The sequence below is a fragment of the Paenarthrobacter aromaticivorans genome, from assembly GCF_019038615.1.
Classification (GTDB): Bacteria; Actinomycetota; Actinomycetes; order Actinomycetales; family Micrococcaceae; genus Arthrobacter; species Arthrobacter aromaticivorans.
In genome coordinates this window covers 21,635-47,717 of record NZ_JAHOPC010000004.1, presented here as the reverse complement: position 1 = coordinate 47,717, position 26,083 = coordinate 21,635, and the positions used below count along the sequence as shown (strand labels likewise).

The window sequence follows — 26,083 nt, the reverse complement described above, 5'->3', positions numbered from 1 at the left end:
CTTTCCATATGGTAGACAACCACTCAAACCCGCTTACTGGAAGGCCTCCAGAATCGCGGCGAGCTGAAGAAGCTGCAGCTCAGAACCCATTTTGCCAATGAGCTGGATACCCATCGGCAGTCCGCTCTCCGTAAGAAACACAGGAATGCTTATCGCCGGCAATCCGCACACATTGACCATGGAGGACCAAGGCGCGTACTCGCACTGTCTTCTGTAGTCATCGTCCGCGTCACCCGTCCACTCGCTCGGCCAAGGCTCGCTGCTGTGGCCGCCGCCCGTGAACCAGCCGATCGGCCGCGGTGTCTGCGCCAGCGTGGGCATGAGGACGACGTCCCACTCCGCGTATTGCGCGATCGTGTCGTGCTCGAAATGCCGCAGGAAACCGAGGGCTTCATTGACCTTCAACGCGCTGCGCTGCTGCGCACGACGCCGGAATGTCCGCGTGAGCGGGGTTAGGAGCGCCTCGCGCTGGGGTGCTATTCGGGCGCTCCCGACGCCGGCAGTCCAGGCTGCGGTGAACGCCTCGGGGTAGCGGTTGTCGTAGCGGACCTCCGCTTCCGCAACACGGTGCCCCGCCTCCTCAAGTAGCTTGATTCCCCGCGAAAGGGCGTCCAATGCTTCCTGTTCCACCTCGAAAGGGAAGACTCCGGCCCATGGGCTATCCAGGCTCACGCCCACCTTGAGTGGCATTGGAGCGTGATCAACGTTGGCGAGATAACCGCCGTCGGGCGCTTGTTCGCGGGGGACCAGCGCGTCCATCAGCAGGGCAGCGTCCGCCGCCGTGCGTGCCAACGGTCCGGCGACCACCAATTTAGCTGCATCGCCCGCGCTCGCTCCCGATGGCACCACGCCGCGCCCCGGCTTGAGCCCCACCAGGCCGCACGCCCCGGCCGGAATTCGGATGGAACCGCCGCCGTCGGTCCCGGGAGCGAAAGGAACCATGCCAGCTGCTACGGCGGCTGCGCTCCCACCCGACGACCCGCCCGAACTTCGGCTTAAGGAATGGGGATTGCGCGACGGCGGTGCAATGCGGTTTTCGCTGTACGCGGTGAGTCCGAACTCCGGAACTTGCGTCTTGCCCAGCGAGATGGCGCCTTGGCCTTTCAAAGTGGCTGCGAGGGCGCCGTCCTCCGGCGCAGGTTTGTGCTCCAAGGCGGCGCTGCCGTGGGTGGTTGGAACGCCGGCTACGTCCGTAAGGTCTTTGAACGCCAAGGGCACACCATGCAGCAGCGGCAATTCAGATAGGCGGCCCTCGCGGCGCAGTTTCGAATGGAGATTGTCTGCAGCCTTGGCGTCGGCCATCGCTTGCTCTGCGGTAACAGTAATGAAGGCGCCCAAGTGTCTGTTGCGGGCCTCGATGACGGAGAGGAAATGGCCGGTGGTATCCCGTGCCGAGAGCTCGCCGGCTGCGAGGGCATCACGAAGCGCCACAGCGGTGAGGGCTTGCGGGGAAGGATCAACCAAGGAAACGAGACTCCAACCGTTCCTCCACAGCGATGGCGTCCACGCTCTCGCCAGCTCCCGCAGTAACCCGGAAAGCGGCCTTGTTCTTGACTTCGGACACCACCTCCACGAGTTTGGTGCCCTGGTAAACCAGGCCCACGCCGTCGTCCGTGCAATGCGCCTCGCCCAGCGTGCCGTTGGCCACGAGCTTGTGGATGGCAGGAGCACGGCGTGGTTCGGAATCGTAATGGACGCCGTTGGCATAGGGAAGGAAGCCAAGCGCAGTGGTCACGGGCTGCAATTCAGGGCCGAAGGAATCCGTCACGCCGCTCTTGAACCAACAGATGGAACCCGCGGAAACCCCGGCCAGGACCACGCCGCTTTCCCAAGCCTTCCGCAAAATTCCATCCAGGCCGTGTGCCCGCCATACGGCAAGCAGGTTGACCACCGAACCACCGTGGACCCACACCACGTCCTGCTCCAGAAGATGCGCTTCGGGATCCTCAATATTGGGCATGGTGAAGAGATTGAGATGAGCGAAATTAAACCCGGCAATGCGGGCCGCCTGATCCATCTCTGCCGCCCACCAGCGTTGGTCACCTGATGCAGTACCAATGTGGGTCACGCGGGGTGCGCGGCCACTTACCCCGGATAACTCCACGGCGTAGTGCATGAGGTGGTCGAACTCGATGCGGGTCCGGCTGCCTGGCTTGTAACCGCCGGATGTTGCGAGGATGGTGGGTTGGCCAGCCGCCATGGTCCTGCTCCTAACAGCCGATTCATGGGAGTCTTTGCGTCCCAGTCTTAGTGTCGCAACCGCGGGGCGCAAGCGGCGTCCCGCTTCGTGGCTGCTGCGACTAGGCTGGATGATGACCTGAATCGATGGGAAGGAACCGCCATGAGCGACTTCGAAACCGTGCCTGTGGGCGATATTCCGGCTGATGCCAGCATCCTGGACGTTCGTGAGGACTATGAATGGGTTGCCGGACACGCTGAGGGCGCACGGCATATCCCTATGGACCAGCTGCCGGCCCGCCTGGATGAACTGGATCCCGATGACGATCTCTTCGTCATCTGCCGTACCGGTGGCCGTTCCTTCCGCGTGGTCCAGTGGCTCGTGGGCCAGGGCTACTCAGCAGTGAATGTAGCCGGCGGGATGGACATGTGGTTCGAAGCCGGCCGGCCAATGGTCTCGGACAACGGTCTCAAACCAGTGGTGCTTTAACATTCGGCACGCCCGTCCCGCGCATATAACCAGCAAGGAATATTCAATGTCAGCACTCACCTACACGTTCCTGGGGCCGGAGGGAACGTTCACTGAGACCGCCCTCATGCAGGTCCCCGGCGCCGCTGATGCCTCCCGCATTCCTTGCACCAACGTGAACACGGCGCTTGAGCGGGTGCGCAACGGTGAGGCCGACGCCGCCATGGTTCCCATCGAAAACTCTGTGGAGGGTGGCGTGACTGCCACCCTGGATGCCATTGCCACCGGTCCGGAACTCCGCATCATCCGCGAGGCCCTCGTTCCCATTACCTTCGTCCTCGTGGCGAGACCCGGCGTCGTGGTTTCGGACATAAAGCGCATCTCCACACACGGCCACGCGTGGGCCCAATGCCGCCTCTGGGTGGAGGAAAACATTCCGAACGCGGATTATGTCCCCGGTTCCTCTACCGCGGCATCGGCCATGGGCCTCCTGGAAGGAGATGCCCACTACGACGCCGCCATTTGCGCACCGCTGATTGCGGGGGAGCAGCCTGGACTCAACGTTCTGGCCGAAAACATCGGCGACAACCCGGACGCAGTCACCCGCTTTATCCTGGTGAGCCGGCCGGGTACTTTGCCCGAACGCACGGGTGCGGACAAGACCACGGTTGTTGTCCCGCTGCCGGAAGACCACCCCGGTGCACTCATGGAAATCCTGGACCAGTTCGCTTCGCGAGGGGTCAACCTGAGCCGGATCGAATCACGCCCCACCGGTCAGTACCTTGGCCACTATTTCTTCAGTATCGATGCCGACGGCCACGCGTCGGATTCCCGTGTTGCTGATGCCTTGGCAGGTCTCCACAGAATCAGCCCCGCGACCCGTTTCCTGGGCTCGTACGCGCGCGCCGATAAGCAAGCTGCGGTGGTTGCCCCTCACACTTCTGACGCCGCCTTTGCCTCCGCTCATGCGTGGGTCCAGTCGATTCTTAGGGGCTAGGCAGCGCTGTCTCCGCGCTAAATTATTGAACCTTCAACCCCTTTCGCGTTGATGCAAGTGTGCGTATGCTTGCCTGATCCATAAACGATGGATGAATGCCAAAAAGAAGGGAGCGGTCATGTCTGTCCACCGAGATGACAAAGACGGCCAGGGCATGATCGTCAATCCCAAGCCCTCCGGCGAGAACAAGGACGACTGGGACGGCGACGAAGCTGACCGCGCGGATCGACTCCGTTTTGAAGAAGAACAAGCGATGATCCGTGAGCAGGCCGAGGCCCGGGCTGCAGCGAAGGCGGCGGCTGAAGCAGCCGCGGCGAATGCGGCGCAGCCGGAGAAGGGCGCAGTCTAGGGGGTTTGAGCCTTCGGTACCCGCACCAATAGTGAACCCGGCTGGACCTGAACGGTGACCTCCGTGGCCTCGCCCGCGGGGTCGCCGTCGAGTTGCGTCGCCATGGGTTCCTGGCTGCGAATGGTGACCTTGCCGGAGCGATAAAAATTCATCACCGGCAAATTCCGCTTGTGCTTGAACAGGATCTTCGCATACATGGCGATCCATCCGAGGGCGCTGCGGGGGCTCATGACGACGATATCCAGCATGCCGTCGTCGATCATGGCTTCCGGGATGAAATCAATACCTCCGGGAATCAGGCCACAGTTGGCGAAAAGCACGCTGCGGATTTTCCGGGCCTGTTCCGGCTGGTCATCCATGGTGATGGTGACGCGCTTGCGGCGGCCGGGGAGATGCCGGACTCCCGCCTCTGTGTAGGCCAGCCAACCCACGCTCTTCTTCAGGTCTTCCTTGGTATCGCCCAAAACCTCGGCGTCCAGGCCCATTCCGGCGATCACAAGGAACGTATGGGTGGACGATTCTCCGGTAATGCCGTTGTCTATGGCCATGCTGGCGGTGTCAATAAAGCGCTGATGCCCAAAGAGGGCGATCTGGATGCAGTCGGCGATGTCGTTGACGTCCAGATCGACATTGCGGGCCAGGAGGTTGCCGGTGCCCAGCGGAATGAGGCCCATCGCCACGCCCTTATGCGCCAGCGACTCAGCCACCACACGCACTGTACCGTCGCCGCCGCACGCAAGAACGACGTCGGCCCCGTCCTCCAGCGCTTGGCGGGACTGCCCGTACCCGGGATCCTCAACAGTGGTTTCAAAGAATTTCGGGCTGTCCCAACCGGCGAGGTCGCAGGCGTCGATGATCGCTTGCCGGGCCTCGAGCGACTTGTTTTTCACCGGGTTGAGGATGACCGCAACCTTCTGGTGCCCTGGCTCCGGCTTGTGGGTGTCCTCCCGGACCGCGCTCCTGATGTGACGTGCTCTCAATCGGCGCACACCCCACCAACTGGAGACGGCAAACGCCACGCCCCCAGCGAGAATCACGTACAGGATCCAGTCGCTCATGGTGCTCCAACACTATCGTCCCGGGTAGTGCTGATTTCACGATGTTCTCTCGGCGCTTGCGCGCTGCAGCGTCCGCACGGGAAATCAGCGGCCCATTCGATACTCTTGTGTGGTGATCGACGTAAAAGACCTCAGCGAAAATCCGGACAAGTTCCGTGCCAGCCAGCGCGCCCGTGGCGCCGACGAGTCTGTTGTGGACGCGATCATCTCCGCAGACTCCGATCGCCGCGCCGCGCTGATCCGCCATGAGACCCTCCGCGCCGAGCAGAACGCCTTCGGCAAGAAGGTTGCCCAGGCAAAGGGCGAGGAAAAGCAGGCCCTGCTGGCCGAGGTCAAGGAACTGGCCAACTCGGTGAAGGCCGCTTCCGCCGAAGCCGCTGCTGCCCAAGCCAAACAGGAAGAGCTGCTCCGTGCCATCCCCAACCTGATCGTGGATGGCGTTCCCGAGGGCGGCGAGGACGATTACGTTGTGGTCAAGACGGTGGGCACGCCGCGCGAATTCACGGATTTCGAGCCGAAGGACCACCTGGAAATCGGCGAACTTATCGGCGCGATCGACATGGAACGCGGCGCCAAGGTCTCCGGCGCGCGCTTCTACTTCCTCCGCGGCGTTGGCGCCCGACTGGAAATGGCGCTCCTGCAGATGGCCATGGACCAGGCCATCGAGGCAGGCTTCGTCCCGATGATTACGCCCACTTTGGTGCGCCCGGAGACCATGCAGGGCACAGGCTTTGACGTAAAGCACGACGCCGAGATCTACCGTCTCGCTGAAGACGACCTTTACCTTGTGGGAACCTCGGAGGTGGCCCTCGCCGGCTACCACGCAGACGAGATCCTGGACCTCTCCGCCGGCCCCATCCGCTACGCCGGCCAGAGCTCCTGCTACCGCCGCGAGGCAGGTTCGCACGGCAAGGACACCCGGGGCATCATCCGTGTGCACCAGTTCAACAAAGTGGAGATGTTCATTTACACCACGGTTGAAGAAGCAGCGGCAGAGCACGAACGCCTGCTTGCCTGGGAAGAGGAAATGCTGGCCAAGTGCGAGCTTCCGTACCGCGTGATCGACACAGCTGCGGGCGACCTCGGCATGTCCGCGGCCCGCAAGTTCGACTGCGAAGCCTGGGTTCCTACCCAGAATGCCTACCGCGAGCTCACGTCCACCTCCAACTGCACCACGTTCCAGGCCCGCCGCCTGAACATCCGCGAACGCGTGATCAACGAGGAAGGCGTTGCCAAGGGTACCCGGGCCGTCGCAACGCTGAATGGCACCCTTGCCACCACACGCTGGATCGTTGCGCTGCTGGAGCACCACCAGAACCCGGACGGCTCGGTCAACGTTCCCAAGGCGCTGCAGAAGTACATCGGCGGGCTTGAGGTTCTGCCGGTCCTGTAGTTCTCTCGGCGGATCCCGCCCTTGTTCGTTTCACCCGCCCTTGTAGGTCGGGAGCAGCGAACAAGAGCGGGATTTTTTGCTGCCACTTGTCCTCCACAGGTCCCGTTGTCCACATAGGGGTTTTCCGGTCCAGAGGCAGGGAATCGTTGCAGGCACAGTGGAGCGATGAACATACCCCCTGGCCTCATTGAGACGCCTGCGCTGCTGCGAACGGGAATCACCACGGACTCCATCCATCGGAAATTCCGCGCCGGCGAATTGGTGCGGGTCCGGCGGGGTTACTACGTGGAGACGTCCCGCTGGCTCGAAGCCAAACCCTGGGACCGCTTCGCGTGGTCGTTGGCCGCAGCATCCCGGGCTGTGCCTGGCTTGATTCTGTGCCGTGAAACTGCGGCTTTCGCGATGGGAATACCCGTTCTGCGCACGCCGACCCATGTGGAATGTATAACGGCAGCTTCCAGCAGATCGGGTCGCGGCCGGCCCACCCTGTCGGTCCTTGGGCAGAGCCCGGCGGCGCGGAAGATCCGCCAAGAGGGTGGGTTTCCTCTGCGATTTCACCTGGGCAAAGAGCGAAATCCTGACATGGTGGGAGGGTATGCGTGCAGTGCCCTGGTGCAAACTGTCTTGGACTTAGCTTTTACCTCACGCCTTAGTCAGTCCCTCGTGGTGGCCGACGGAGCTGCGCGGGAAATGTGGAAACAGGGCAGGCTGGACCTTCATGGAAGCCTCATGGATGTGGACGGCATCGCGATCGCAGTGCGTGGGAATCAGAACGCGAGTGCCCGTCGTCGTGCGGAAGTTGCCTTGTCCTTGGCCACGCCGTTATCCGAGTCAGCCGGTGAGTCTTACAGCCGGGCGGCCTTCCATTACCTCGGCTTCCAACAGCCCGAGCTTCAACACCGCTTCACTGATGCCAACGGATTCATTGGCAGGGCTGACTTTTGGTGGCCTCCGTCCAGTGGGCGAAGGGGTGTAGTGGGTGAGTTTGACGGCAAGGGGAAGTACCTTGACGCCGAGCTCAGAAACGGCGCAACCCCTGAAGAGGTCCTTTACAAAGAGAAGCTGAGGGAGGACCGGATTCGCGCCCTCGGATTCGGTTTCGTGCGTTGGGGTTGGCCTCATGTGGAGAATCCGGAGAGGCTCCGCCGAAAATTGCTGCAAGGGGGCCTGTCTCCGGCTCGAGATGCTGGACGGATTCCCTGGAACCTGCCCAGGCCAGGATGAGCCCCATCTTGTTCGCAACGCCCAACCTTGTAGGCAGGGACCAGCGAACAAGAGCGGGATTTTTCGGGCTGGGCCGCGCGGAGTGTTCACGCGGCGTTAATCCGGTGCTGTGTCCCCGGTCCTAGTGCGGTGTCAGAGGTGTCTGCTCTACTGGAACCATGACTATTTTGACTGACACTCCAGTTGCTGGCATCGATGACCAGCCAAATAACAACAACAAACTCATGATCGCATTGGACGTTGACGGCACGCTCGTGGATCACGATGGCCACATGTCTCCAGAGGTTAGGGCGGCTGCGCAGGACGTAGTCGCGAGCGGGCACGACGTCATGATCGCCACCGGCCGGTCGCTGAATGCAACGCTCCCCATCATTGAGCAAATCGGCTTGGAACGTGGCTACGCGGTGTGCTGCAATGGCGGCGTTACTCTCCGGCTGGATCCGGGCCTCAACGCAGGCTACGAAATCATCCACAAGGCAACGTTCGATCCCGCTCCCGCGCTGAAGGCCCTGCGCGAACGCCTCCCCAACGCCAAGTACGCGCTGGAGGATGAAGACGGGAACTTCCTCTCCACGGAGCGCTTCCAGGATGCCAGCTTTGGCGTCGAGGCAATCGGCGTGGACTTCCAGACCATGTTGGAGGCCACGGCCGTACGCGTGGTGGTCTTCAGCAGTGACAACACCTCGGACGACTTCAACCACGCCATCCGTCACATCGGCCTTTCCGGCGTGACGTACTCGGTGGGTTGGACTGCATGGCTGGACATTGCAGCGGAGGGCGTGACGAAGGCCAGTGCCCTGGAGGCCCTGCGCCAGAGGATCGGCACGGAACAGGTCAACACGGTGGCAGTGGGCGATGGCCGCAACGACATCGAGATGCTCACGTGGGCCGGCAGGGGAGTAGCCATGGGCCAGGCTCCCGAAGAAGTGATCGCCGTTGCGGATGAGGTCACTGCGTCAGTATTCGACGACGGCGCCGCCCTGGTACTGCGCAGCCTGCTGTAACAGCCGCACGGCTAACCCCGGCGGCGGGGCGCGTTAGTCCACCCGCCCCCGCCAAGCACCCGTTTCCTGGCCGCGGTCCTCGATGAATTCCTTGAATTTCTCCAGGTCCGCGGCCACCTGCATCTCGTCGGCGGAAAGCGCGGCGCCTGCCTTCTCCACGAATCCTTCGGGCTCCCATTCCAGTGTCACGTTGACGCCGCAGTGTTGGGGTCCGAGGTTGTCGAAGCGGACTGTGCCGGCGTTACGTGGTGCGTCGATGCTCTCCCACGCAATGACGGAATCCGGAACTTGTTGGGTGATGCGGGCATCATATTCGCGCCGGACTCCGCCCACCTTGGTTGAGAAGTGCAGCGTTGAATCGTTGATCTGGCGGACGTTCTCCACGCCGCTCATGAACTCGGGGAACTTCTCGAACTGGGTCCACTGGTTGTAGGCGACCGAAACTGGTACCTCTACCTCGATGGCTTTCGTGACGGTTTGCATGAGAGACACCTCGATTTGGATGGTTGTGGGCTAGGTGAGGGGTTAAGTGAAATGGGATTGAACCTGGCCGCCGCCGGCTGAGTCGACGATTGCCTGTGCAACGTCCCGGAGCTTGACGTTCCGGTTGCTGGACGCCTTTTTGATGAGCTCAACGGCTTCAGCTTGGCTGCATCTGTTTTGGGCGATGATGATGCCTGTGGCGACGTCGATGACCGTCCGGGATGCCATGGCCGCACGAAGGTTGGCGGCGGTTTGGCTGTGCTGCGCAATCAGCACTGCCAGTTGCAGGCCCTTGGATGCCTGCTGGACATAATCAGTGGCGCGTTGAACGGCGGCCTGGTCGAAGCCGTTGGGGCGTTCGGAGTAGAGGTTCAAGCCTGCCCGGGCGGTGTCATCCGTAAGCGGGAAAGGAACGGCGAGCACAGAATGAACACCATTCGCCAGGGCGAGGTCGTTGTACTCCGGCCAAGTGTTGTCTTTTTCGAAGTTCGGAATATGCACCAGTGTGCCGTGCCTGCAGCAATGGATACACGGGCCGTCGGCGAACTGGTACTGGAGTTCGTCGAGCATCTGCGCCCGTTCGCTGCTGCTTGCCACTGTGGCTGCGGCCCGATGCCGAAGCAGAGTGATACCGCAAAATACTTCGTTGTCAGGTTTGGTGAACAGCGCCGCTGAGTGGCGCGCCAGTTCGCCGAGGAAGGCCTCCACGTCGGGTGTATCCAGAAGCAGGTCCTGGATTTCCGCAGCCACAAGATGCGGTTCGGTGAGTTGTTGGTTTTCCACGTGGATCTCCGATCCCTGGATGAGGCTACTCTTCGAGCGTAGTCCTGAATACCCGTTGAAAGCTAATAGTAAGTGTGCTTCTCTTTTTAAGGAGTCTTGCCGTGGGCTCACCCACCCCAGCAGGTCTAAGGATTGAAGCCACATGCGACAAACCCGACCACACGACGTCCAAGCCCGGCCTTCTGCGCCGGAGAGTACCATCCGTCAGAGTTTCCAAGACGGCTTGGTTTTGGACCATCTCAATCTCGCAAAATCCATTGCCGCCCGGTATTCCGCCCACACGCACGACCTCGACGACGTCCGGCAGGTTGCGTACATGGGCTTGATCAAGGCGGCACGAGGATTTGACGAAAGTAAAGGCGTCAGCTTCCCCGCCTACGCCGCCCCGACCATCGCTGGCGAGGTCAAGAGGTATCTCCGCGATCACTGCTGGGTAGTGCGCCCACCGAGGCCCATCCAGGATGTGCGGCGCCAAGTGCTCGCCAGGACGGAGGAACTGACGCAAAGCCTGCAGAGGACTCCGACCCCCGAAGAAGTGGCGGCGGACCTTCGCCTGGAACCTTGCCAAGTCAGGGAAGCCTTGATGGCCGGCACCAGCAAACGGCCGGATTCCCTGGATGCTCCCGCTGCGGAAGGCCGCGACGGACTCCAAGGAAGCCTTTCCGCTTTCGGATGTCCGACCGACCGGCTGGAGGACGTGCTCGCCCTGCGCAATGCGATCCGCGGCCTGAGCCCTGAGGACAGGCACCTCCTCTATCGCCGCTACTACCGAGAGGAAACGCAGTCCACCATCGCGGAGGCACTGGGCATGTCCCAAATGCAGGTCTCGCGGCGGCTTTCCAAGATCCTGGTGTCCCTGCAGACACAGTTGCTGGATGAGGAAGCGCACCTCCAGGACGGAACGGCGGCTCAGTAGGCAAACAACAGCCGAAACCACCAAGAGCCCAGGACTCAGCAGCCCAACCCGTCCACCGCATCCAACACATCACGGACGGTCACGGCAAGGAGCGCGGGATCGGGATCGGCGGCGAAAACGTCACCGCGGCGAAGTTCGACGGCGGTAAGCACCACGTGCGGTCCGGGCGGCGGACCCCATTCTTCAGCAGGAGCGGGGCCGAACAGGACCACGGAGGGCCGGGCGTAGGCGGACGCCAGGTGGGCCGCGCCGGTGTCCGCGGAAACGACGAGCCGAGCATCTGCAATGGTCGCTGCAAACTCTGCGAGGCCCTGCCGCCCGGCCAGCACGCCGCCGTCGAGGTTTGCTCCTTTGAGGTCTGCCAAGGCGGCAGTCTCCACTGCCCGCCCGCGCTCGGAGGTGCCCCCGGTCAGCACGACGTCGTGCCCTGCCCGGGTGAGTTCGACCGCCACTTCGGCGAATCGCTCAATGGGCCAGAGCCTGCTGCCATATGCGGCACCTACATGGATGACCGTGGCGCCGGGCCGGGGTGAGGGAATGCTTGGCCTGTTGAGCCGGTAATCCAGGGGATCGGCGTCGATGCCGTGCCAGTTGAGGAGTCGTGTCCAGCGCTCGCGCTCAGGGATGCCGGTGATCCATTCGGGCCCGTCCAACCCCGGCGCTTGGTACGCGAGCACCCGCCTTGCGCCAAGTTCGTCGATGCGCTGGCGGCTTTCGGGTCCGTTCCCGTGCAGGTTCACGGCGATGTCCACGGCGCCCGGGGGAATGTCCAGTGGATCATCAAGGCCCGGCGTGGGCAGGTGGTCGATGCCGCCCACCAGTTCCAAGGCCTCGGCAATCCAGGCTGGTGCCGCATACAGAATGCGGTGCTCGGGAAATGCCCGGCGCAGGCCGCGAAGCGCCGGAACGGCAACAAGGAGGTCCCCTAGTTTCAAGGCGCGCAGGGCAAGCAGCAGGGGTTGTCCGTTCATTTCGACGATGTCCATGGTGGCCTCCCGCTAGGAGTCTAGCGGCCAACGCGGACGCCAACGCCGCAGGGAAACTTCTCGTCGTCACGCTGTTTAGTGTCGGGAGAACTGGGGAACGTTGCGGATATGGGAGGAACTGGAACGTTGAAAGCGGTCCTGTTTGACCGCGATGGAACGCTCGTCGTTGACGTGCCCTATAACGGCGACCCGCAACTGGTGCGGCCCATGGATAGCGCCCGTTCGGCCCTGGACCTGGTACGCCGGGCGGGGCTGGCAACAGGGGTGCTGAGCAACCAGTCCGGCGTTGCTCGTGGCTTGCTGACCTTGAATCAAGTCCACGCCGTGAACCAGCGCGTGGATGAGCTTCTGGGCCCGTTCGATGTGTGGGAATTCTGCCCGCACGGCCCGGCCGATGGCTGTGATTGCCGTAAGCCTTCCCCGGGAATGATTCTCGCGGCCTGCAGCACACTGGGGCTGCACCCGAGCCAGGTGGCCTTTGTTGGGGACATCGGTACCGACGTGGAAGCAGCGACGGCGGCCGGCTCGCAGTCGATACTGGTGCCCACTCACGTGACGCGGACCGAGGAAATTGAGGCGGCAGAAATGGTTGCGGAGAACCTGCTGGCCGCCGTCGAGCTGTTGCTTGATACCGGCGCACGAGGGACATCCCGGAAACCCGACGCCAGGCAGGACCCACCTGTATGAGCCGCGTCCTGGTAGCCCGACTGGACAGCATGGGCGATGTCCTCCTCGCGGGACCGGCATTGCGTGCCGTGGCGAACGGAAGCAGGCCGGACGGCAGCCGGCCCAACGACGTCGTCCTCCTGTGCGGCCCCGAAAGCGCCGGGGCTGCAGAGATGCTCCCCGGAGTGACCCAGGTCCACACGTGGCCGTGCCCATGGATCGTCAATCCGGCGCCGGACGTGACGGCTGAGCTGACCACTGGCCTGATCGAGTTCGTCCGCAGCTCCAGGATTGAGGAAGCCGTGATCCTCACGTCCTTCCACCAGTCCCCGCTTCCGTTGGCACTGTTGCTGCGGCTGGCAGGCGTCAAGCGCATCACGGGCGCATCCACGGACTACGCCGGCTCCCTCCTGGACGTCCGGCTGAAACCCGGGGAAGACTTCCCCGAAGACCAGCCTGAGGTGGTGCGGGCCCTGGGGATTGCGCAGGCAGCAGGCTTCCAGCTTCCCCGGGGCGACGATGGCAAGCTCCACATCAACCCGCTGGACGAACCCGGGGAGCTGGTGGACGAACTCACCCAAAAAGGCCCGTACATCGTGGTCCACCCGGGCTCAGCGGCTCCCGCGCGGGCATGGCCTGCACTCCACCACGCAGCCACCGTGGAACTCCTTGAAGCGTATGGACACCAGGTGGTGGTCACGGGAGGGCCGGGCGAAACATCGCTGACGGCAACCGTGGCAGGACCTTCGGCACACAATCTCGGCGGCACGACGGACTTGCGGACCCTGGCAGCGGTACTCGCGGGCGCCGCCGTCGTGGTCACCGGCAACACGGGTCCCGCCCACTTGGCCGCAGCGGTCGGAACGCCGGTGGTCTGCCTGTTTTCCCCAGTGGTTCCTGCCATCCGCTGGGCGCCCTACGGCGTTCCCATGGAATTGCTCGGCGACCAGGAAGCAGCATGCAGGAACACGCGGGCACGCATCTGCCCGGTACCGGGCCACCCGTGCCTTAGCTCAGTTACTCCGGAACAAGTCCTTGAGGCGGTGGAACGGCTGTTGGGGGGAGTCTCCTCCCTCAGCACCAGAAGGAAGGTGTGGAAACCATGAGAATCCTGGTGTGGCATATCCACGGAGGATGGATGGAGGCCTTCGTAAGGGGCCAGCACGAGTACCTCCTTCCGGTAGAGCCCGACGGCGGTCCGTGGGGTTTGGGGCGAGGTGGCAGGGAGTGGCCGGTCGCCGCGCAGGAGATTGACCTCGACACCCTCGATCCGGACAGCGTGGACGTGGTGGTCCTGCAACGTCCGGAGGAGATCGCCGCCGTTGCCCGGAAGCTGGGTCGAAGGCCCGGAGTGGACCTGCCTGCCGTCTACCTTGAACACAACACGCCCAAAGGCGACGTCCCGTTCACTCTCCATCCGCTGGCCGATCAGCACACTATCCCCGTGGTTCATGTGACGCACTTCAACCGGCTCTTCTGGGACACCGGAGCCACGCCAACAGTTGTGATCGAGCACGGCATCCCCGATCCGGGCCGACTTTATACCGGTGAACGTGAAGAGATGGGGGTGGTGGTCAACGAACCCGTGCGTCGCGGCCGGGTGACGGGCACGGACCTCCTCCCTGGCTTCGCCGGGGTAGGGCCTTTGAGGGTGTTCGGAATGGGGACGGAAGCCTTGCCGGAAGCGCTGAACCTGAAGGGGTTCGGCCTGAGCGAGGAGCGTCTGCGGATTTCCGGGGACGTACCCGCGCCCAGGCTGCACCAAGAACTCGCCCGCTGCCGGCTCTACCTGCACCCGTTGCGTTGGACATCCCTCGGGTTGGCCTTGCTCGAAGCCATGCACCTGGGAATGCCCGTCCTGGCACTGGCGACCACGGAGGCGTCCCGCGCTATTCCGCCGGAAGCCGGCCTTGTCTCAAACAATGTTGACCAGCTCCAACGGTTCGCCCGGCAGCTGCTGGACGATCCCGACGACGCCTATGCGATGGGGATGGTGGCCCGGGCTGCAGCCTTGGAACGCTACGGGCTCGCAAGATTTCACCAGGACTGGGACGAACTCCTGGTAGACCTTCCAACATCACGCCCCTCGCCTGCCAATACCCGTCTTCCTGAAACGCAGGTCCCTGAAAAGCAGGTCCCTGAAACGCAGGTCCCCAATAAACAGCTCCCCGACACGGAACGCCGCCCGCAACCAGGTTCGGAGTCCGTTAGCCATGACACAGAGAGGACGCACCCATGAAAATCTCCATGGTTTCCGAACACGCCAGTCCATTGGCCGCCTTGGGAGGTGTGGACGCCGGGGGGCAAAACGTCCACGTGGCCGCCCTTTCATCGAGCCTTGCCAGCCGCGGCCACCAAGTCACCGTGTACACGCGGCGGGATGACCCGGATCTTCCTGCAAAGGTGCAGGTTGCGCCGGGACTCTCCGTCGTACATGTTGACGCTGGCCCGGCCCGCCATATCCCCAAGGACGAGCTGCTTCCTTTCATGGGTGAGCTCGCCGATGGCATCTGCCGGGACTGGGCGGATTCGGTCCCGGACGTTGTCCACGCGCATTTCTGGATGTCCGGGCTGGCGGCGATCCAAGCTTCCAGACGGGCCGGTGCCGCCGAGCCCGTAGCCGTGGTCCAGACCTTCCACGCACTGGGTTCGGTCAAGCGCAGGCACCAAGGTTCAGCAGACACCAGCCCACCGGCACGTGCATGGCTGGAACCGTGGGTAGGGCGCACAGCGGACTGGGTGATCGCCACCTGCCCTGACGAGGTTTTTGAGCTCAAAGCGCTGGGCATTGGCCGGTCAAGGATTTCCATCGCACCCTGCGGTGTGGATCTCAACCTCTTCCCGGGCACTGGAGAGCCAGAGAGTAAGGCCCGCACGCACCGCATCCTGAGTGTGGGCCGCCTGGTTCCAAGGAAGGGCGTGGATCTGGTGATCCAGGCACTGCCCATCCTGGCTGAGGCCGGTTTCGACGACGTCGAGCTCCTCATAGTCGGAGGCTCCGGCGACGCCCTGAACCTCGAAGAGGATCCGGAAGCCCAGAGACTTCGCGCCTTGACCAAGGAACTTGGTGTGGAGGACAAGGTCACCATGCGCGGACAGGTTCCGCGTGACGCAATGCCCGGAATTTTCCGCAGTGCCGACGCCGTGGTCTGCGCACCGTGGTACGAACCGTTCGGCATCGTTCCCCTTGAAGCCATGGCGTGCGGAGTGCCCGTAGTGGCCGCGGCCGTCGGCGGACTCCGGGAGACCGTCGTCGACCAGAAAACCGGGCTGCACGTACCGCCGCGGGACCCGGAAGCAATCGCCGACGCCGTGGCGCGGCTCCTCGGCGACCCCGCCTTGCGTGCCGAAATGGGCCGGGCCGGAAACCGCCGCGCCCGCTCACGCTACTCCTGGGACCGCATCGCCGCAGATACCGAGAAAGCGTACCGGTCCGTCTTGGCCGCCGGGCTGTCCCGGCAAGCCGGAGAAGGCCTGGCGGAACCACTGGAAGGAACAGCACTGTGACTACAGAATCGACAGTTCCCAAGAGAATCGCGCCAAACACCCGGCCCGTCCCGGATACTGTGCCCACTGGCTGGAGCGGATCCAGAAGGCCAACAAACATCGGTGAACCACAGATTGCATCAGAGGTCACCGCACACCTGGACAACGTTCTGCCTGCGCTCGAGTCCTTGCGCTCGCAGGCCGCCCGCCTGTCGGAGTGGGGAACGGAACTCGCCCACCGGCTCTTGTCCGGCCAACGGCTGCTGGCCGCCGGCAATGGGGGATCGGCTGCCGAAGCCCAGCATCTCACCGCCGAACTCGTTGGCCGGTTCGATGCTGAACGCGCCCCCTTTTCCGCGATCTCCCTGCACGCCGAGACTTCCGCCCTCACGGCACTGTCAAACGACTACGGCTACGAGGAAGTCTTCGCCCGCCAGGTCAGGGCACACGGCCGGGCAGGGGACGTCCTCATCCTTCTCTCCACGAGCGGACGCAGCCCCAACCTCCTCAACGCTGTCAGGGCTGCAAGGGAACGCGGCGTCACAACGTGGGCGCTGACGGGCGCGGGTCCCAACCGGCTGGCCGACGCCTGCGATCAAGCCATCACAGTGGACGCCATCGCAGCCAACGCCCAGGAAGGCCACCTCATTGCCGTCCACGCTGTGTGCCGGGCCTTCGATGCGGAGGTCGCGAGGAGGACGGGGCCTCGCCTGGCCGGGGACGGAGCCCAGCCATGAAAGTGACAGTTGTAGGTGACGTCCTCCTGGACGTGGACATCAACGGCACCGCCACACGGCTCAGCCCCGACGCACCCGTGCCCGTAGTGGACGTTGCCCACATCCGGCGTCGGGCAGGTGGGGCCGGTCTCGTGGCTACACTGCTTGCGCGCGACGGTCACGACATCGCCCTGGTCACCGCGGTGTCGGACGACGACGGCGCCAGCCACCTCAGGCGCGCCCTGGCCGGTGTCGCCATACTCGCCGGAGCCCCGCTCGCCACAACGCCCACCAAGACCCGCGTGCGCATTGGCACCCACCCCGTGGTCCGGTTCGACGAAGGATGCGCGCCCGCCCCTTCCCCGTCATGCACCGATGAGATGCTCGCAGCCATCGCCTCCGCGGAAGCGGTGATCGTGGCCGACTACGGCCGCGGAATCACGGCGAACTCCGACATCCGCACTGCCCTCGCCGACGCTGCCCGCCACGTCCCGGTGGTGTGGGATCCGCACCCTGCCGGTTCGGAGCCGGTGCCGGGCGTCGCCGTCGTGACGCCCAACTTCGCAGAGGCCCGGGTCGCTGCGAAGGTGGGCGGGCAGGATCCGTCCAAGACTGCTGCGGAGGACGCAGGAAAACATTTGCTGGATCGCTGGCGCAGCAATGCCGTCCTGGTCACGACCGGCGAAGATGGTGCGGTTTTAGTGGAACGTGGGGGACCGGGCAAGATCATCCACGCTCCCAAAACAACCGTGGACGATCCTTGCGGTGCCGGAGACCGCTTGGCTGGGAGCCTTGCCGTGTATTTGGGTCTGGGGCTCGCGCTGCCGGGTGCCGCGGCCAGAGCTGTTGAGGATGCCTCTGCATTCCTCGCGAAGGGCGGAGCCTCCTCCCTGGTCATGGATACAAGCACCCCGGACGCTGCAGGGAACAGCCAGCCGGTCAGGGCAAAGGCGAGTCCCGTCGTCGAACTTTTTGGCCGCTTTCAGGGCCTGGAACCCGGAATCCAACTCGCGCGGACAGTCCGCGCGAGTGGTGGGACCGTCGTGGCGACCGGCGGCTGCTTCGACCTCCTCCATGCCGGCCACGCAAGGACGTTGGCTGCGGCCCGCAGCATGGGTGATTGCCTCATTGTTTGCTTGAATTCCGATGATTCTGTGCGGCGGCTCAAGGGCCCGCACCGGCCGATCGTCAGCATGGAGGACAGGGCAGAGCTCTTGCTCGCGTTGACCTGTGTTGATGCCGTGGTGGTCTTCGACGAGGACACCCCCGAAGCCTGCCTGAACCAGCTCCGGCCCGATATTTGGGTCAAGGGCGGAGATTACGAACCCCACGAATTGCCGGAAGCCAGCCTCGTGGCTGTATGGGGAGGGCGTTGCGTTACGGTGCCCTTCCATCCGGCCCGCTCCACCAGCGGCTTGGCTGAAGCACTGGCCAAAGTCAGCTGACCGTAGCTGCCATCAAAGAATCGACCACCGAAAGGAATCGCATGAACACGCAAACTCCCTGCCGCGTCATCGTCACTGGAGGCGGCTCCGGCCTCGGCGCTGCAATCGTCGATGCCATCCGCGATGCCGGAGGCACTCCCTTCGTCTTCGACCGCAATATCAGCAACGTGTCCGGCGCTAAAGCCCTTGAAGTCGACGTTTCCAACCGTGAATCAGTTGAAGCCGCCGTGAAAGAGGCGGCCGAAAGCCTCGGCGGCCTGGATGGGGTGGTGACGGCCGCGGGCATCGACCGCTGTGGCAAACTTGCCGACGTTCCCGCAGCCGAGTGGGAAAAGGTGATTGGAGTGAATCTCCTGGGCACCGTTTCCGTGGTCCGTGCGGCGTTGCCGTACTTGAAGGAATCCCGGGGCCGGGCCATCACCATCGCCTCAACCCTCGGTTTGCGGGCACTGCCGGACGCCACGGCGTACTGCGCCTCCAAGTTCGGCGTCATCGGCTTCAGCCGGGCACTGGCCGCCGAAACGGGGGGAGTCATTGGTGTCACCACCATCATTCCGGGAGGCATGAAGACACATTTCTTTGATGACCGCGACGAACAATACAAGCCGCAGGACGACTCCAAACTCAACGATCCTGCGAATGTGGCGCAAGCCGTGGTGTTCGCATTGTCGCAGCCGTTTGGTAGCGAGGTCCGTGAGCTCCTTATTTGCCCCGCAGAAGAAGGCTCGTGGCCATAAGGTCATGCACGTCCTGAACAACCTCGGCCACGGCGATGCCCCTGATCAGGGTGTCGTCGTGGCCGCAGTGCTGTGCTGACCAGCCCACTTGCGTAACATCGGCCCCACACACCGGGCACTCCGTCACCCACGACATGTGGATCCGGTGCAGACTCCGGCCTCGGGGCCCCGCGTTGAAGACGTTGCCTACCCAGAAGATCCCCACGGTTGGAGTTCCAAGGGCTTGCGCCAAATGTCGGGGACCGCTGTCGCTGGCAAGCATTACGGTGGCCGCGTCCAAGAGCGCCGCGAGTTCGCCAATCTCCAGTTCGCCGGCAACTGATCGCACGGCATTCTTGTGCCCGACGGGCAGTTGCCTTGCCACGAGTTCTGTCACTTCCTGGGCCAGCGCCTTTTCGGCGCGGTCACCCACCACCAACACCTGCGCGCCTTCCTGGGCGATGGTCGCCGCAGCTTCAGCAAAGTACGACGCCGGCCATCGCCGTCGCGGATCGGTGGCACCTGGGTGGACCACCAGGAGGGGACTCCGTTGGGGGTTGAGCAGGCTTTGCACGGCTTGTTGGTGTTCGGGCAGGGGCCGTAAGGGGGGAGAAATGATGGTTGGCGCGCCCGCCAGTCCCGCAACCTCAAGCCATCGATCAGGCTCGTTTTGGTAGTAGATGTAATCGAGATTCCGCTCCAAGGGCTCGGCGTCCTTGGTTCGTGTGCCCACGGTGTGCCGTGCTCCCAGACGGAGCAGGAAAGGGTTGGAGTACCGGCCGCCGCCATGCATTTGCAGCGCGAGATCGAACCTGCGGGCGCGCATGGCGGAGAAGAATTCCTCTTGGGCAAGTCTGTCTTCGGTTTCGTCTACTTGATCGCCGTCCCCAGGGCCGGCGTCGCGGACGCCTTTGGCGAACGGGAGAATTTCGACGTCGTCAACGGGCCCATCCGTCCCGGCGGTCAACGCGGCGTGGATCGGCGTGCCGAGGAGCGTGATAGTTGCTTCAGGGTAGGCCACTTTCAGGGCATGCAGCGCGGGATATGTGTAGATCACATCGCCTAAACCGCCTCCCCGGAGGACCGCGATCCGTTCCACATTCGCGAACTTCTCCAGCACCGGGCCAACGTCAAAATTCGGTTGAACGACCATCTGGATGTCCCTTCGTCAAAGGTGCTGGAAAACTACCGGAGCCGGCGTGTGAACCGCGGGCTGTGGGGTACCTGAGGGGAGCAGGAACATGCCGCCTCTACCGGAAGGTACCCAATGGCACGCCTCTCCAATCAAGAAGGTTTGGCCGAATGGCTGCCGCGCCGCTTGGCCGAGGAACGGCCCGTTGTGACAGTCGTCGGCGACGCCATCCTGGACGGTTGGTGGGATGGGCTGATTGAGCGCTTTTGCCGCGAAGCCCCCGCCCCAGTGGTCCAGGTCAAGCGCCGCGACTTCGCCCCTGGAGGAGCCGCCAATACTGCCATGAACCTGGCGGCCCTTGGGGCCGACGTCAGGTTTGTCTCGTTGGTCGGCAAGGATTCTGCCGGCCAGGAGCTCCTTGGGAGACTCGTGGCTGCCGGCATCGACATATCTGGCGTGGTGCAGCATCCCGGCATGATCACCACCACGAAGTTCCGGATAAGCAGCGCCGGCCAGGTGATGCTTCGCCTCGACGACGCAGCCACCGACGTTCCCCCGGAGGGCCTCCAGGAGTTGGCGGCCGCCATCCCGGGAGCGCTCGCGGGTTCCAACGCCGTGGTGGTGTGCGATTACGAGGCCGGCGCTTTGGAGGGGCCGGTCCGCGACGCCTTGATGGGTGCCCTTGGACCCACCCGTAGTCCTCAGACTGGTTCTCACCCCGACTCCAGCCACAGGCAGGGCACCCTCTTGGTGGTCGATGCCCATCATCCTGCCCGGTGGGCCGAACTCAAGCCGGACCTTGCCACTCCGAACGCCCAGGAAGCTGCCGGGCTGCTCGGAACAGAGCTCCCCGGTGGCGCTGCACGTTGCCCCTTCGTTGAGGCCCACGCTGACCAGCTCCTTCGCGCCTCAGGTGCGGGCGCCGTCGTCGTGACTTTGGACCGTGACGGGACGCTGACGCTGCGTTCCAGCGATCCGGACGCAAGCGGAGACGATACGAACGGAGCCCGCGCCACCCACCGAACCTGGGCCAGGCCGGAAGCCGAGAAACAGGCCTCCGGTGCGGGCGATACATTTGTGGCCGCGCTGACCTTGGCGCGGGCGGCCGGACTGCCCCTGACCACCAGTGTTGACCTTGCCCAGGCCGCAGCTGATGTGGTGGTCCACCGGCCCGGCACCTCCGTCTGCACCACCGAGGAACTTGCCCGGCACCTCGGAGGGTTCGCCGATACTGCGTTGACTGCCGATGAATTGGCCCGGCAGGTGGAGGCGCATCGCAGGGAGGGCCGGAGGATCGTGCTGACGAATGGGTGCTTCGACGTCCTGCACCGTGGCCATACCCGCTATCTGAACCAGGCCAAGCAACTCGGTGACGTCCTGGTGGTGGCCCTTAACAGCGATTCCTCAGTGCGGCAGCTGAAGGGACAAGACCGGCCTGTGAATCCAGAAGCGGACCGTGCTGCCGTGATCGCCGCGCTCAGCTGCGTGGACCACGTCACGGTGTTCGACACCCCGACTCCTATCCCGCTCATCGAGTTGCTGCAGCCCGATGTGTACGCCAAAGGCGGCGACTACACGCCGGAAATGCTGGCCGAGACCGCGGCTGTGGAGCACTATGGGGGCACGGTGACGATTTTGGATTACGTCCCCGAACACTCCACGACGGCGGTACTGGAGCGTATCCGCTCCACGGGAGAGAACCCGCATGCCTGATCGGGCGTTGCAGGATGGGGAAGGGAGAGCTTCATGCGCATAGTCATCACGGGAGCCACGGGTAACGCGGGCACGGCATTGCTGAGACGGTTACAGGCTGCCCGCTCTGAAGAGGGTGCCGATCTTGACCTCGTGGGAATTGCGCGACGCGAACCTGACAGGAACGCAGCCCCTTACAACGCAGTGGAGTGGCACACGCTGGACGTCGGCGACTACAAGGACAGGGAAGCACTGGAGAACGCCTTCGCAGGTGCCGACGCCGTGGTGCATTTGGCCTGGCAGATCCAGCCAAATCACAATCGCGAACTTCTGCGCCGGACCAACGTCGCAGGAACGGCCCACGTACTTGGCGCGGCCAAGCATGCCGGCGTGAAGCACGTCGTCTGTGCTTCATCCGTTGGTGCCTATTCGCCGGCCCCCAAGGATCAACGGACCAAGGAAGGTTGGCCGGCAGGGGGCATCAAGCGTTCCCACTACAGCGTGGACAAGGCTGCGCAAGAGCGGCTTCTGGATGGCTTTGCCAAGGAAAATCCGGGCATCGTAGTGGCTCGGCTGCGCCCGGCACTGATCTTCAGCGCCGAGGCGGGCAGTGAAGTGGGTCGCTACTTCCTGGGGAGCGTTCTCCCGAGGCTCATTCCCCGTAAGCCATGGCTGCCCATCCTCCCCATCCCCAAGGAGCTGGTTTTTCAAGCCGTTCACGCCGACGACGTCGCCGACGCCTACTGGCGCGTGCTGGAACGTCGGGCAGAAGGCGCGTTTAACATCGCAGCGGAGCCCGTGCTGGACCCCAACGCCCTCGCCTGGATCCTCAACGCCCGGCGGCAGCTGCCCTTACCGCTTCCGGTGCTGCGCGCCGTCGTCGAGGTCAGTTGGCGCTTGCGGTTGCAGGTAACCGACGGCGGCTGGGTGGACATGGCCGCCGGCGCACCCATTATGGACACAAGCCGCGCCCACAGCCTCCTGGGCTGGATGCCCCACCGATCATCGTTGGAGGCGCTGACTGAAGTGCTGGACGGACTCGGTGCCGGTAAGGGGCGGAAAGCCTCGCCGCCGTTGACGCCACGCTAATTTTTGGTGTTGATGGCCTAATCCGCAGGGGATACAACCGTGATGATCCGCCGCAAACTCATGGCCACCGACGCCGCCGCGTTCACCGATGCCTGGCCGGCTGCAGCTTCCGTGACCGCGTCCCCGAGCTCCGAGATGCTGTCCTTCGCCTCCGCCAAACGGCTCTTCAATTCCCCGGCGTCTCCGTCCCGCCACTGATCAATCACCCGGGACACGGCCTCCAGCGCCTCGGACAGGTTGGCCAGGACGCTGTCCGGTATGACTGTTCCCGCATCCTCTTCCCAGATCACGCTTGCAAGGACGTCGGTGATGTCCTGGACGTGGAAAGTCAGCCGTTGCACTATCCGCAATCCAGCCAAATCACTGGGTAGCCGGCCAGCACGACGCCGCGACCTGGGGTTAGCTTTTGCGCTGAGTTCCGCTTCATGAACGGCAGTCCGCACGGCTGCGGCGGTTGCTGACAGTTCGCCGCTACGGCTTGCCCAGGCTTCGTGGTTGGGCGGCCAGGATTCCTCCATCGCGCGCGCCATGTCCTTCAATTGCTGGGACAAAGCCCGTTGATGACCGGCCAGGGCGGGGTCAATTCCTTCAAGATGCAACGGCGGAAAAACCAGCCAGTTCACAGCGAAGCCAACGGCAACGCCCATGGCCATCTGCAGGACGTAGGCAAAGGAGAAGCCCTCCGCATTGGAATCCCCGAGGACGAGTACAAACAAGGCCGCCATCGGAACCCATTCGGAGGCGCTGCCCAGCCGGGGGAGGCCGCCGACGATCACGCCCAATCCCACCACCACGGCAACTGCCAACGCCGTCGGCGCTGCCACCGTGGTCACCGCAAAAGCCATGCCTATACCCAGGGCCAGGCCCATGAGGCTCTGCAGACCATGTCTGGCGGAGTCTGCCACCGTGGGATGCATGCTCACCAGTGCGCCGAGCGGTGCGTAGTAGGGGTAGGACGCTGCAGGACCAGGCATGAAGGGCGCGAGATACCAGGCCAACCCTGCCGCCGCAGCGGTTTTGGCGGCGAACAGGAGCCGGTGACGCGTGACAGTTTTTCGAAGCGCGGGAATCAGCCGCCGCCGGGTGGGCTTGTGGCTCATGGGTCCAACGTAGACGGGTCCTGCTCCGCGTGTCGAGCTGGGATTTCGTTTCAATATGTGGCGATTGAATCCGCGGCAAGCGGGTACACACTCATTGATAGTAACGATACTTACTATCCCGGCTGCTGTCCGCAGCCTGCCAACTGTGGAAAGAGAGCGACAATGACTGAGAGCCAATCGCCGCAGGACGGAAGCTTCGCGGCGCCACGGACTGGGGTCCCCGCCGGGACCGAGCCTTACTCGGGAAGTTACCTGGATTCACCGGTTGAAACCGACACCACTGGCATGGAAACCGATGCCGGCGCGGGGACTACCGGTTACGGAAGCACTACCGGGACCACATCCGGCACGGGAACCATGGATTCGGCCAAGCACGAAGCCGCCGAAGTCGCCGGCACAGCGCGCGATGCGGCTGGCGGCGTCGTCGAAACAGCCAAGGCCGAGGCCGGAAATGTAGCCCAAGAGGTCAAGATGAACGCCCGGCAGTTGCTAACGCAAACCAAGGGCGAGCTGGCGGATCAGGCTGCTACCCAACAGCAGAGGGTTGCCGAGGGCTTGCGGTCCATTTCCGACGAACTGTCCACCATGGCCAATTCGACCCAAAACGGTGGCGTGGCCACGGATCTGGTCCAGCAAGCGGCCGAGCGCTCCTCCTCGGTTGCCCGGTGGCTGGAGAACCGGGATCCGGGTTCACTCCTGGATGAGGTCAAGAGCTTTGCCCGCCGTAAGCCGGGCACGTTCTTGCTGTTGGCTGCCGGTGCGGGTGTCCTCGCCGGACGTTTGGGCCGCGGAATGGCGGACAACTCGCCCATGACCGGGACGGGCACTTCGGATGCCACCACCCAGACACCTCGCGCCATGTACTACCCAACCCAGGGCGGCGCTGTGTCACCTCCGGCAGTTGATCTGCCAGGTCCCCGGACGACGACCGCTGGATACGGAACGACGGGTGCCGGAACAGGTGCTGGATACGGAACGACGGCCACTGGGACAACTGTGACAGGTGCCGGAACTGACACGGGATACGACGCTGGCACCACGGGTGGCCTGGAAGGATCAACCATGCCCTACCCGGAAACCGACGCCGGTGGGGTAAAGGCGCAAGGAGATCCGTTAGCACGTCCCGATGATCCCAGCGATCCCGATGATCCCGTATATGGAGGTCCCCGATGAGTAGTCCTGCCGACCTTCCTCCCACCGAAGCCCATCTCAAAGCCGAATCCGTACCCCTCGGCGAACTGCTGAGCGACCTGACGCGCGATGTCTCCACCTTGATGCGGCAGGAAGTTGAGCTGGCCAAGGTAGAGCTCAAGGAATCGGCCACCAAGGCCGGAAAGGGCGCAGGGATGATGGCCGGAGCCGCTTGGGCCGGGCATCTAACCGTGCTGTTCCTGTCCTTGGCGCTTTGGTGGGCCTTGGGTCAGCTCATAGGCCTGGGATGGTCCGCAGTCGTTGTGGCGGTCATTTGGGGCATAGTCGCAGCGGTGCTGGCCTCGATGGGACGCAAGGAATTGAACACCATCAAAGGCATGCCGCGCACCGCGGAGACAGTCAAGGAAATACCTCCAACCTTCAAACCGAATACTGAGGAGACACGATGACGCAGAACCCCGACGCCCTGCGCGCCGACATCGAACAAACTCGCAGGCGGCTCAGTACCAACGTTGACGCCGTTGCCGACAAGGTCACGCCCTCGCACATCGTCAACCGCAGGGTGGACAGGATCAAGACGGCGGTGTTTGGCGCCCGCGACGACGTTCAGGACCGAGCGGGCCACGTAGCCCACCAAGCCCAGGACGCCGTTTCCGGAGTGGTCGATGACATCGCCGACGCACCCCAGGTGATTACGCGAAAGGCCCAAGGCAGCCCCATCGCTGCTGGCCTGATTGCCTTCGGTGCCGGTCTGCTGGTGTCCGCCCTGATTCCGCCGTCGGACAAGGAACGCGAGGCTGCGCAGGCAATCAAGGAAGCAGCCCAGCCACTGACCGAGGAACTGGGCCACGCCGCCCAGGAGATGGCCGAACACCTCAAGGAGCCGGCACAGGACGCTGTCCAGAACGTCAAAGACAGCGCCACTGAGGCAGCTGCCAACGTCAAGGACGAGGGCCAGGCCGCTGCTGCAGATGTGCAAGACCGCGCCGCGATGGCCAAGGACAACCTCGGCAACCAGTAATCGCGTTACCCACCCAACTGAGTCGCAG

General features: G+C 63.7%; 27 protein-coding genes. 19 read left to right on the top strand and 8 right to left on the bottom strand.

The annotated features are described in order from the left end of the window. Window positions 1-33: 33 nt before the first annotated feature. Together KSW38_RS08685 and KSW38_RS08680 are read right to left on the bottom strand one after the other, a co-directional pair. Complete coding sequence (locus KSW38_RS08685) at window positions 34-1,464, bottom strand: amidase (protein WP_216924271.1); 1,431 nt, start codon at window positions 1,462-1,464, stop codon at window positions 34-36. Further along, the gene (locus KSW38_RS08680; RefSeq protein WP_216924269.1) at window positions 1,457-2,200 is read right to left on the bottom strand and encodes a Type 1 glutamine amidotransferase-like domain-containing protein; all 744 of its coding nucleotides are present in this window, start codon (window positions 2,198-2,200) and stop codon (window positions 1,457-1,459) included. Before KSW38_RS08680 ends, KSW38_RS08685 begins: the two co-directional genes overlap by 8 nt. A gap of 141 nt (window positions 2,201-2,341) precedes the next feature. On the opposite strand from KSW38_RS08680, the gene KSW38_RS08675 reads away from it, so the two are divergent. From KSW38_RS08675 to KSW38_RS08665, 3 genes are all read left to right on the top strand, one after another. Next, window positions 2,342-2,668 carry a rhodanese-like domain-containing protein gene (locus KSW38_RS08675; RefSeq protein ID WP_216924267.1) on the top strand — a complete coding sequence of 109 codons (327 nt, stop codon included), beginning with the start codon at window positions 2,342-2,344 and terminating at the stop codon, window positions 2,666-2,668. A gap of 46 nt (window positions 2,669-2,714) precedes the next feature. Continuing rightward, entirely contained in the window at window positions 2,715-3,644 is a 930-nt protein-coding gene (pheA, locus tag KSW38_RS08670; protein ID WP_216924265.1) for a prephenate dehydratase, read from the top strand. Between the two features lie 118 nt (window positions 3,645-3,762). Next, entirely contained in the window at window positions 3,763-3,993 is a 231-nt protein-coding gene (locus KSW38_RS08665) for a hypothetical protein (RefSeq protein ID WP_216924263.1), read from the top strand. On the opposite strand, the gene KSW38_RS08660 is transcribed toward KSW38_RS08665, so the two are convergent. Beyond that, complete coding sequence (locus KSW38_RS08660; protein WP_216924261.1) at window positions 3,990-5,051, bottom strand: diacylglycerol/lipid kinase family protein; 1,062 nt, start codon at window positions 5,049-5,051, stop codon at window positions 3,990-3,992. The genes KSW38_RS08665 and KSW38_RS08660 overlap by 4 nt on opposite strands. 112 nt (window positions 5,052-5,163) lie before the next feature. Here KSW38_RS08660 and serS point away from each other — a divergent pair, with 112 nt between their 5' ends. From serS to KSW38_RS08645, 3 genes are all read left to right on the top strand, one after another. Further along, window positions 5,164-6,444 carry a serine--tRNA ligase gene (serS, locus tag KSW38_RS08655; protein ID WP_216924260.1) on the top strand — a complete coding sequence of 427 codons (1,281 nt, stop codon included), beginning with the start codon at window positions 5,164-5,166 and terminating at the stop codon, window positions 6,442-6,444. Between the two features lie 165 nt (window positions 6,445-6,609). Continuing rightward, window positions 6,610-7,668, top strand: a complete 1,059-nt coding sequence (locus KSW38_RS08650) for a hypothetical protein (RefSeq protein WP_216924258.1) — start codon at window positions 6,610-6,612, stop codon at window positions 7,666-7,668. 158 nt (window positions 7,669-7,826) lie between these two features. After that, window positions 7,827-8,672, top strand: coding sequence for an HAD family hydrolase (locus tag KSW38_RS08645; protein ID WP_216924256.1), 846 nt, complete (start codon window positions 7,827-7,829; stop codon window positions 8,670-8,672). Window positions 8,673-8,705: 33 nt separating this feature from the next. Here the strand turns inward: KSW38_RS08645 and KSW38_RS08640 are convergent, their stop codons facing one another. Together KSW38_RS08640 and KSW38_RS08635 are read right to left on the bottom strand one after the other, a co-directional pair. After that, window positions 8,706-9,155, bottom strand: coding sequence for an SRPBCC family protein (locus tag KSW38_RS08640; RefSeq protein WP_216924254.1), 450 nt, complete (start codon window positions 9,153-9,155; stop codon window positions 8,706-8,708). Between the two features lie 42 nt (window positions 9,156-9,197). Then, window positions 9,198-9,938 carry a GAF and ANTAR domain-containing protein gene (locus KSW38_RS08635; protein WP_216924252.1) on the bottom strand — a complete coding sequence of 247 codons (741 nt, stop codon included), beginning with the start codon at window positions 9,936-9,938 and terminating at the stop codon, window positions 9,198-9,200. Window positions 9,939-10,080: 142 nt separating this feature from the next. Here KSW38_RS08635 and KSW38_RS08630 point away from each other — a divergent pair, with 142 nt between their 5' ends. Further along, window positions 10,081-10,854, top strand: coding sequence for a sigma-70 family RNA polymerase sigma factor (locus KSW38_RS08630; RefSeq protein WP_216924250.1), 774 nt, complete (start codon window positions 10,081-10,083; stop codon window positions 10,852-10,854). Window positions 10,855-10,889: 35 nt separating this feature from the next. Here the strand turns inward: KSW38_RS08630 and KSW38_RS08625 are convergent, their stop codons facing one another. Beyond that, window positions 10,890-11,840, bottom strand: a complete 951-nt coding sequence (locus KSW38_RS08625; RefSeq protein WP_216924248.1) for a glycosyltransferase family 9 protein — start codon at window positions 11,838-11,840, stop codon at window positions 10,890-10,892. 108 nt (window positions 11,841-11,948) lie between these two features. On the opposite strand from KSW38_RS08625, the gene KSW38_RS08620 reads away from it, so the two are divergent. The 7 genes from KSW38_RS08620 to KSW38_RS08590 are packed head-to-tail and all read left to right on the top strand — an operon-like array spanning window position 11,949 to window position 18,890. Further along, window positions 11,949-12,527 (top strand): D-glycero-alpha-D-manno-heptose-1,7-bisphosphate 7-phosphatase, encoded by a 579-nt coding sequence (locus KSW38_RS08620; protein WP_216924246.1) that lies wholly within the window; start codon window positions 11,949-11,951, stop codon window positions 12,525-12,527. After that, window positions 12,524-13,612 carry a glycosyltransferase family 9 protein gene (locus KSW38_RS08615; RefSeq protein WP_216924244.1) on the top strand — a complete coding sequence of 363 codons (1,089 nt, stop codon included), beginning with the start codon at window positions 12,524-12,526 and terminating at the stop codon, window positions 13,610-13,612. Before KSW38_RS08620 ends, KSW38_RS08615 begins: the two co-directional genes overlap by 4 nt. Beyond that, window positions 13,609-14,745, top strand: a complete 1,137-nt coding sequence (locus tag KSW38_RS08610) for a glycosyltransferase (RefSeq protein ID WP_216924643.1) — start codon at window positions 13,609-13,611, stop codon at window positions 14,743-14,745. The genes KSW38_RS08615 and KSW38_RS08610 overlap by 4 nt, the downstream gene beginning before the upstream one ends. Beyond that, window positions 14,742-16,013, top strand: a complete 1,272-nt coding sequence (locus KSW38_RS08605) for a glycosyltransferase (RefSeq protein WP_216924243.1) — start codon at window positions 14,742-14,744, stop codon at window positions 16,011-16,013. The genes KSW38_RS08610 and KSW38_RS08605 overlap by 4 nt, the downstream gene beginning before the upstream one ends. Next, complete coding sequence (locus KSW38_RS08600; RefSeq protein WP_428982375.1) at window positions 16,010-16,729, top strand: D-sedoheptulose-7-phosphate isomerase; 720 nt, start codon at window positions 16,010-16,012, stop codon at window positions 16,727-16,729. The genes KSW38_RS08605 and KSW38_RS08600 overlap by 4 nt, the downstream gene beginning before the upstream one ends. Then, complete coding sequence (locus KSW38_RS08595) at window positions 16,726-18,153, top strand: PfkB family carbohydrate kinase (RefSeq protein ID WP_216924242.1); 1,428 nt, start codon at window positions 16,726-16,728, stop codon at window positions 18,151-18,153. Before KSW38_RS08600 ends, KSW38_RS08595 begins: the two co-directional genes overlap by 4 nt. A gap of 41 nt (window positions 18,154-18,194) precedes the next feature. Next, complete coding sequence (locus KSW38_RS08590) at window positions 18,195-18,890, top strand: SDR family oxidoreductase (RefSeq protein ID WP_216924241.1); 696 nt, start codon at window positions 18,195-18,197, stop codon at window positions 18,888-18,890. On the opposite strand, the gene KSW38_RS08585 is transcribed toward KSW38_RS08590, so the two are convergent. Continuing rightward, on the bottom strand, window positions 18,856-20,022 hold the full coding sequence (locus KSW38_RS08585; RefSeq protein WP_216924239.1) for a glycosyltransferase family 9 protein: 1,167 nt from the start codon (window positions 20,020-20,022) through the stop codon (window positions 18,856-18,858). The genes KSW38_RS08590 and KSW38_RS08585 overlap by 35 nt on opposite strands. A gap of 114 nt (window positions 20,023-20,136) precedes the next feature. On the opposite strand from KSW38_RS08585, the gene rfaE2 reads away from it, so the two are divergent. Together rfaE2 and KSW38_RS08575 are read left to right on the top strand one after the other, a co-directional pair. Further along, on the top strand, window positions 20,137-21,714 hold the full coding sequence (gene rfaE2 / locus KSW38_RS08580) for a D-glycero-beta-D-manno-heptose 1-phosphate adenylyltransferase (RefSeq protein ID WP_216924238.1): 1,578 nt from the start codon (window positions 20,137-20,139) through the stop codon (window positions 21,712-21,714). A gap of 33 nt (window positions 21,715-21,747) precedes the next feature. Continuing rightward, window positions 21,748-22,782 carry an NAD-dependent epimerase/dehydratase family protein gene (locus KSW38_RS08575; protein ID WP_216924236.1) on the top strand — a complete coding sequence of 345 codons (1,035 nt, stop codon included), beginning with the start codon at window positions 21,748-21,750 and terminating at the stop codon, window positions 22,780-22,782. A gap of 17 nt (window positions 22,783-22,799) precedes the next feature. Here KSW38_RS08575 and KSW38_RS08570 read toward each other — a convergent pair whose 3' ends face one another. Then, window positions 22,800-23,882: an FUSC family protein gene (locus KSW38_RS08570; protein WP_216924234.1), complete on the bottom strand. Its 1,083-nt coding sequence runs from the start codon at window positions 23,880-23,882 to the stop codon at window positions 22,800-22,802. Between the two features lie 162 nt (window positions 23,883-24,044). On the opposite strand from KSW38_RS08570, the gene KSW38_RS08565 reads away from it, so the two are divergent. The 3 genes from KSW38_RS08565 to KSW38_RS08555 are packed head-to-tail and all read left to right on the top strand — an operon-like array spanning window position 24,045 to window position 26,055. Beyond that, window positions 24,045-25,055 (top strand): hypothetical protein, encoded by a 1,011-nt coding sequence (locus tag KSW38_RS08565; RefSeq protein ID WP_216924232.1) that lies wholly within the window; start codon window positions 24,045-24,047, stop codon window positions 25,053-25,055. Continuing rightward, window positions 25,052-25,483, top strand: a complete 432-nt coding sequence (locus tag KSW38_RS08560) for a phage holin family protein (protein WP_216924230.1) — start codon at window positions 25,052-25,054, stop codon at window positions 25,481-25,483. Before KSW38_RS08565 ends, KSW38_RS08560 begins: the two co-directional genes overlap by 4 nt. After that, window positions 25,480-26,055 (top strand): DUF3618 domain-containing protein, encoded by a 576-nt coding sequence (locus KSW38_RS08555; protein WP_216924228.1) that lies wholly within the window; start codon window positions 25,480-25,482, stop codon window positions 26,053-26,055. Before KSW38_RS08560 ends, KSW38_RS08555 begins: the two co-directional genes overlap by 4 nt. Window positions 26,056-26,083: the final 28 nt, after the last annotated feature.

Coding starts and splice junctions, on each gene's coding strand:
- KSW38_RS08575 (WP_216924236.1), top strand. CDS start 21,748: ATGCGCATAGTCATCACGGGAGCCACGGGTAACGCGGGCACGGCATTG.
- KSW38_RS08640 (WP_216924254.1), bottom strand. CDS start 9,155: ATGCAAACCGTCACGAAAGCCATCGAGGTAGAGGTACCAGTTTCGGTC.
- pheA (WP_216924265.1), top strand. CDS start 2,715: ATGTCAGCACTCACCTACACGTTCCTGGGGCCGGAGGGAACGTTCACT.
- KSW38_RS08605 (WP_216924243.1), top strand. CDS start 14,742: ATGAAAATCTCCATGGTTTCCGAACACGCCAGTCCATTGGCCGCCTTG.
- KSW38_RS08555 (WP_216924228.1), top strand. CDS start 25,480: ATGACGCAGAACCCCGACGCCCTGCGCGCCGACATCGAACAAACTCGC.
- KSW38_RS08615 (WP_216924244.1), top strand. CDS start 12,524: ATGAGCCGCGTCCTGGTAGCCCGACTGGACAGCATGGGCGATGTCCTC.
- KSW38_RS08590 (WP_216924241.1), top strand. CDS start 18,195: ATGAACACGCAAACTCCCTGCCGCGTCATCGTCACTGGAGGCGGCTCC.
- KSW38_RS08565 (WP_216924232.1), top strand. CDS start 24,045: ATGACTGAGAGCCAATCGCCGCAGGACGGAAGCTTCGCGGCGCCACGG.
- KSW38_RS08630 (WP_216924250.1), top strand. CDS start 10,081: ATGCGACAAACCCGACCACACGACGTCCAAGCCCGGCCTTCTGCGCCG.
- KSW38_RS08620 (WP_216924246.1), top strand. CDS start 11,949: ATGGGAGGAACTGGAACGTTGAAAGCGGTCCTGTTTGACCGCGATGGA.
- KSW38_RS08570 (WP_216924234.1), bottom strand. CDS start 23,882: ATGAGCCACAAGCCCACCCGGCGGCGGCTGATTCCCGCGCTTCGAAAA.
- KSW38_RS08595 (WP_216924242.1), top strand. CDS start 16,726: ATGAAAGTGACAGTTGTAGGTGACGTCCTCCTGGACGTGGACATCAAC.
- KSW38_RS08660 (WP_216924261.1), bottom strand. CDS start 5,051: ATGAGCGACTGGATCCTGTACGTGATTCTCGCTGGGGGCGTGGCGTTT.
- rfaE2 (WP_216924238.1), top strand. CDS start 20,137: ATGGCACGCCTCTCCAATCAAGAAGGTTTGGCCGAATGGCTGCCGCGC.
- KSW38_RS08680 (WP_216924269.1), bottom strand. CDS start 2,200: ATGGCGGCTGGCCAACCCACCATCCTCGCAACATCCGGCGGTTACAAG.
- KSW38_RS08585 (WP_216924239.1), bottom strand. CDS start 20,022: ATGGTCGTTCAACCGAATTTTGACGTTGGCCCGGTGCTGGAGAAGTTC.
- KSW38_RS08645 (WP_216924256.1), top strand. CDS start 7,827: ATGACTATTTTGACTGACACTCCAGTTGCTGGCATCGATGACCAGCCA.
- KSW38_RS08610 (WP_216924643.1), top strand. CDS start 13,609: ATGAGAATCCTGGTGTGGCATATCCACGGAGGATGGATGGAGGCCTTC.
- KSW38_RS08665 (WP_216924263.1), top strand. CDS start 3,763: ATGTCTGTCCACCGAGATGACAAAGACGGCCAGGGCATGATCGTCAAT.
- KSW38_RS08625 (WP_216924248.1), bottom strand. CDS start 11,840: ATGGACATCGTCGAAATGAACGGACAACCCCTGCTGCTTGCCCTGCGC.
- KSW38_RS08675 (WP_216924267.1), top strand. CDS start 2,342: ATGAGCGACTTCGAAACCGTGCCTGTGGGCGATATTCCGGCTGATGCC.
- KSW38_RS08560 (WP_216924230.1), top strand. CDS start 25,052: ATGAGTAGTCCTGCCGACCTTCCTCCCACCGAAGCCCATCTCAAAGCC.
- KSW38_RS08650 (WP_216924258.1), top strand. CDS start 6,610: ATGAACATACCCCCTGGCCTCATTGAGACGCCTGCGCTGCTGCGAACG.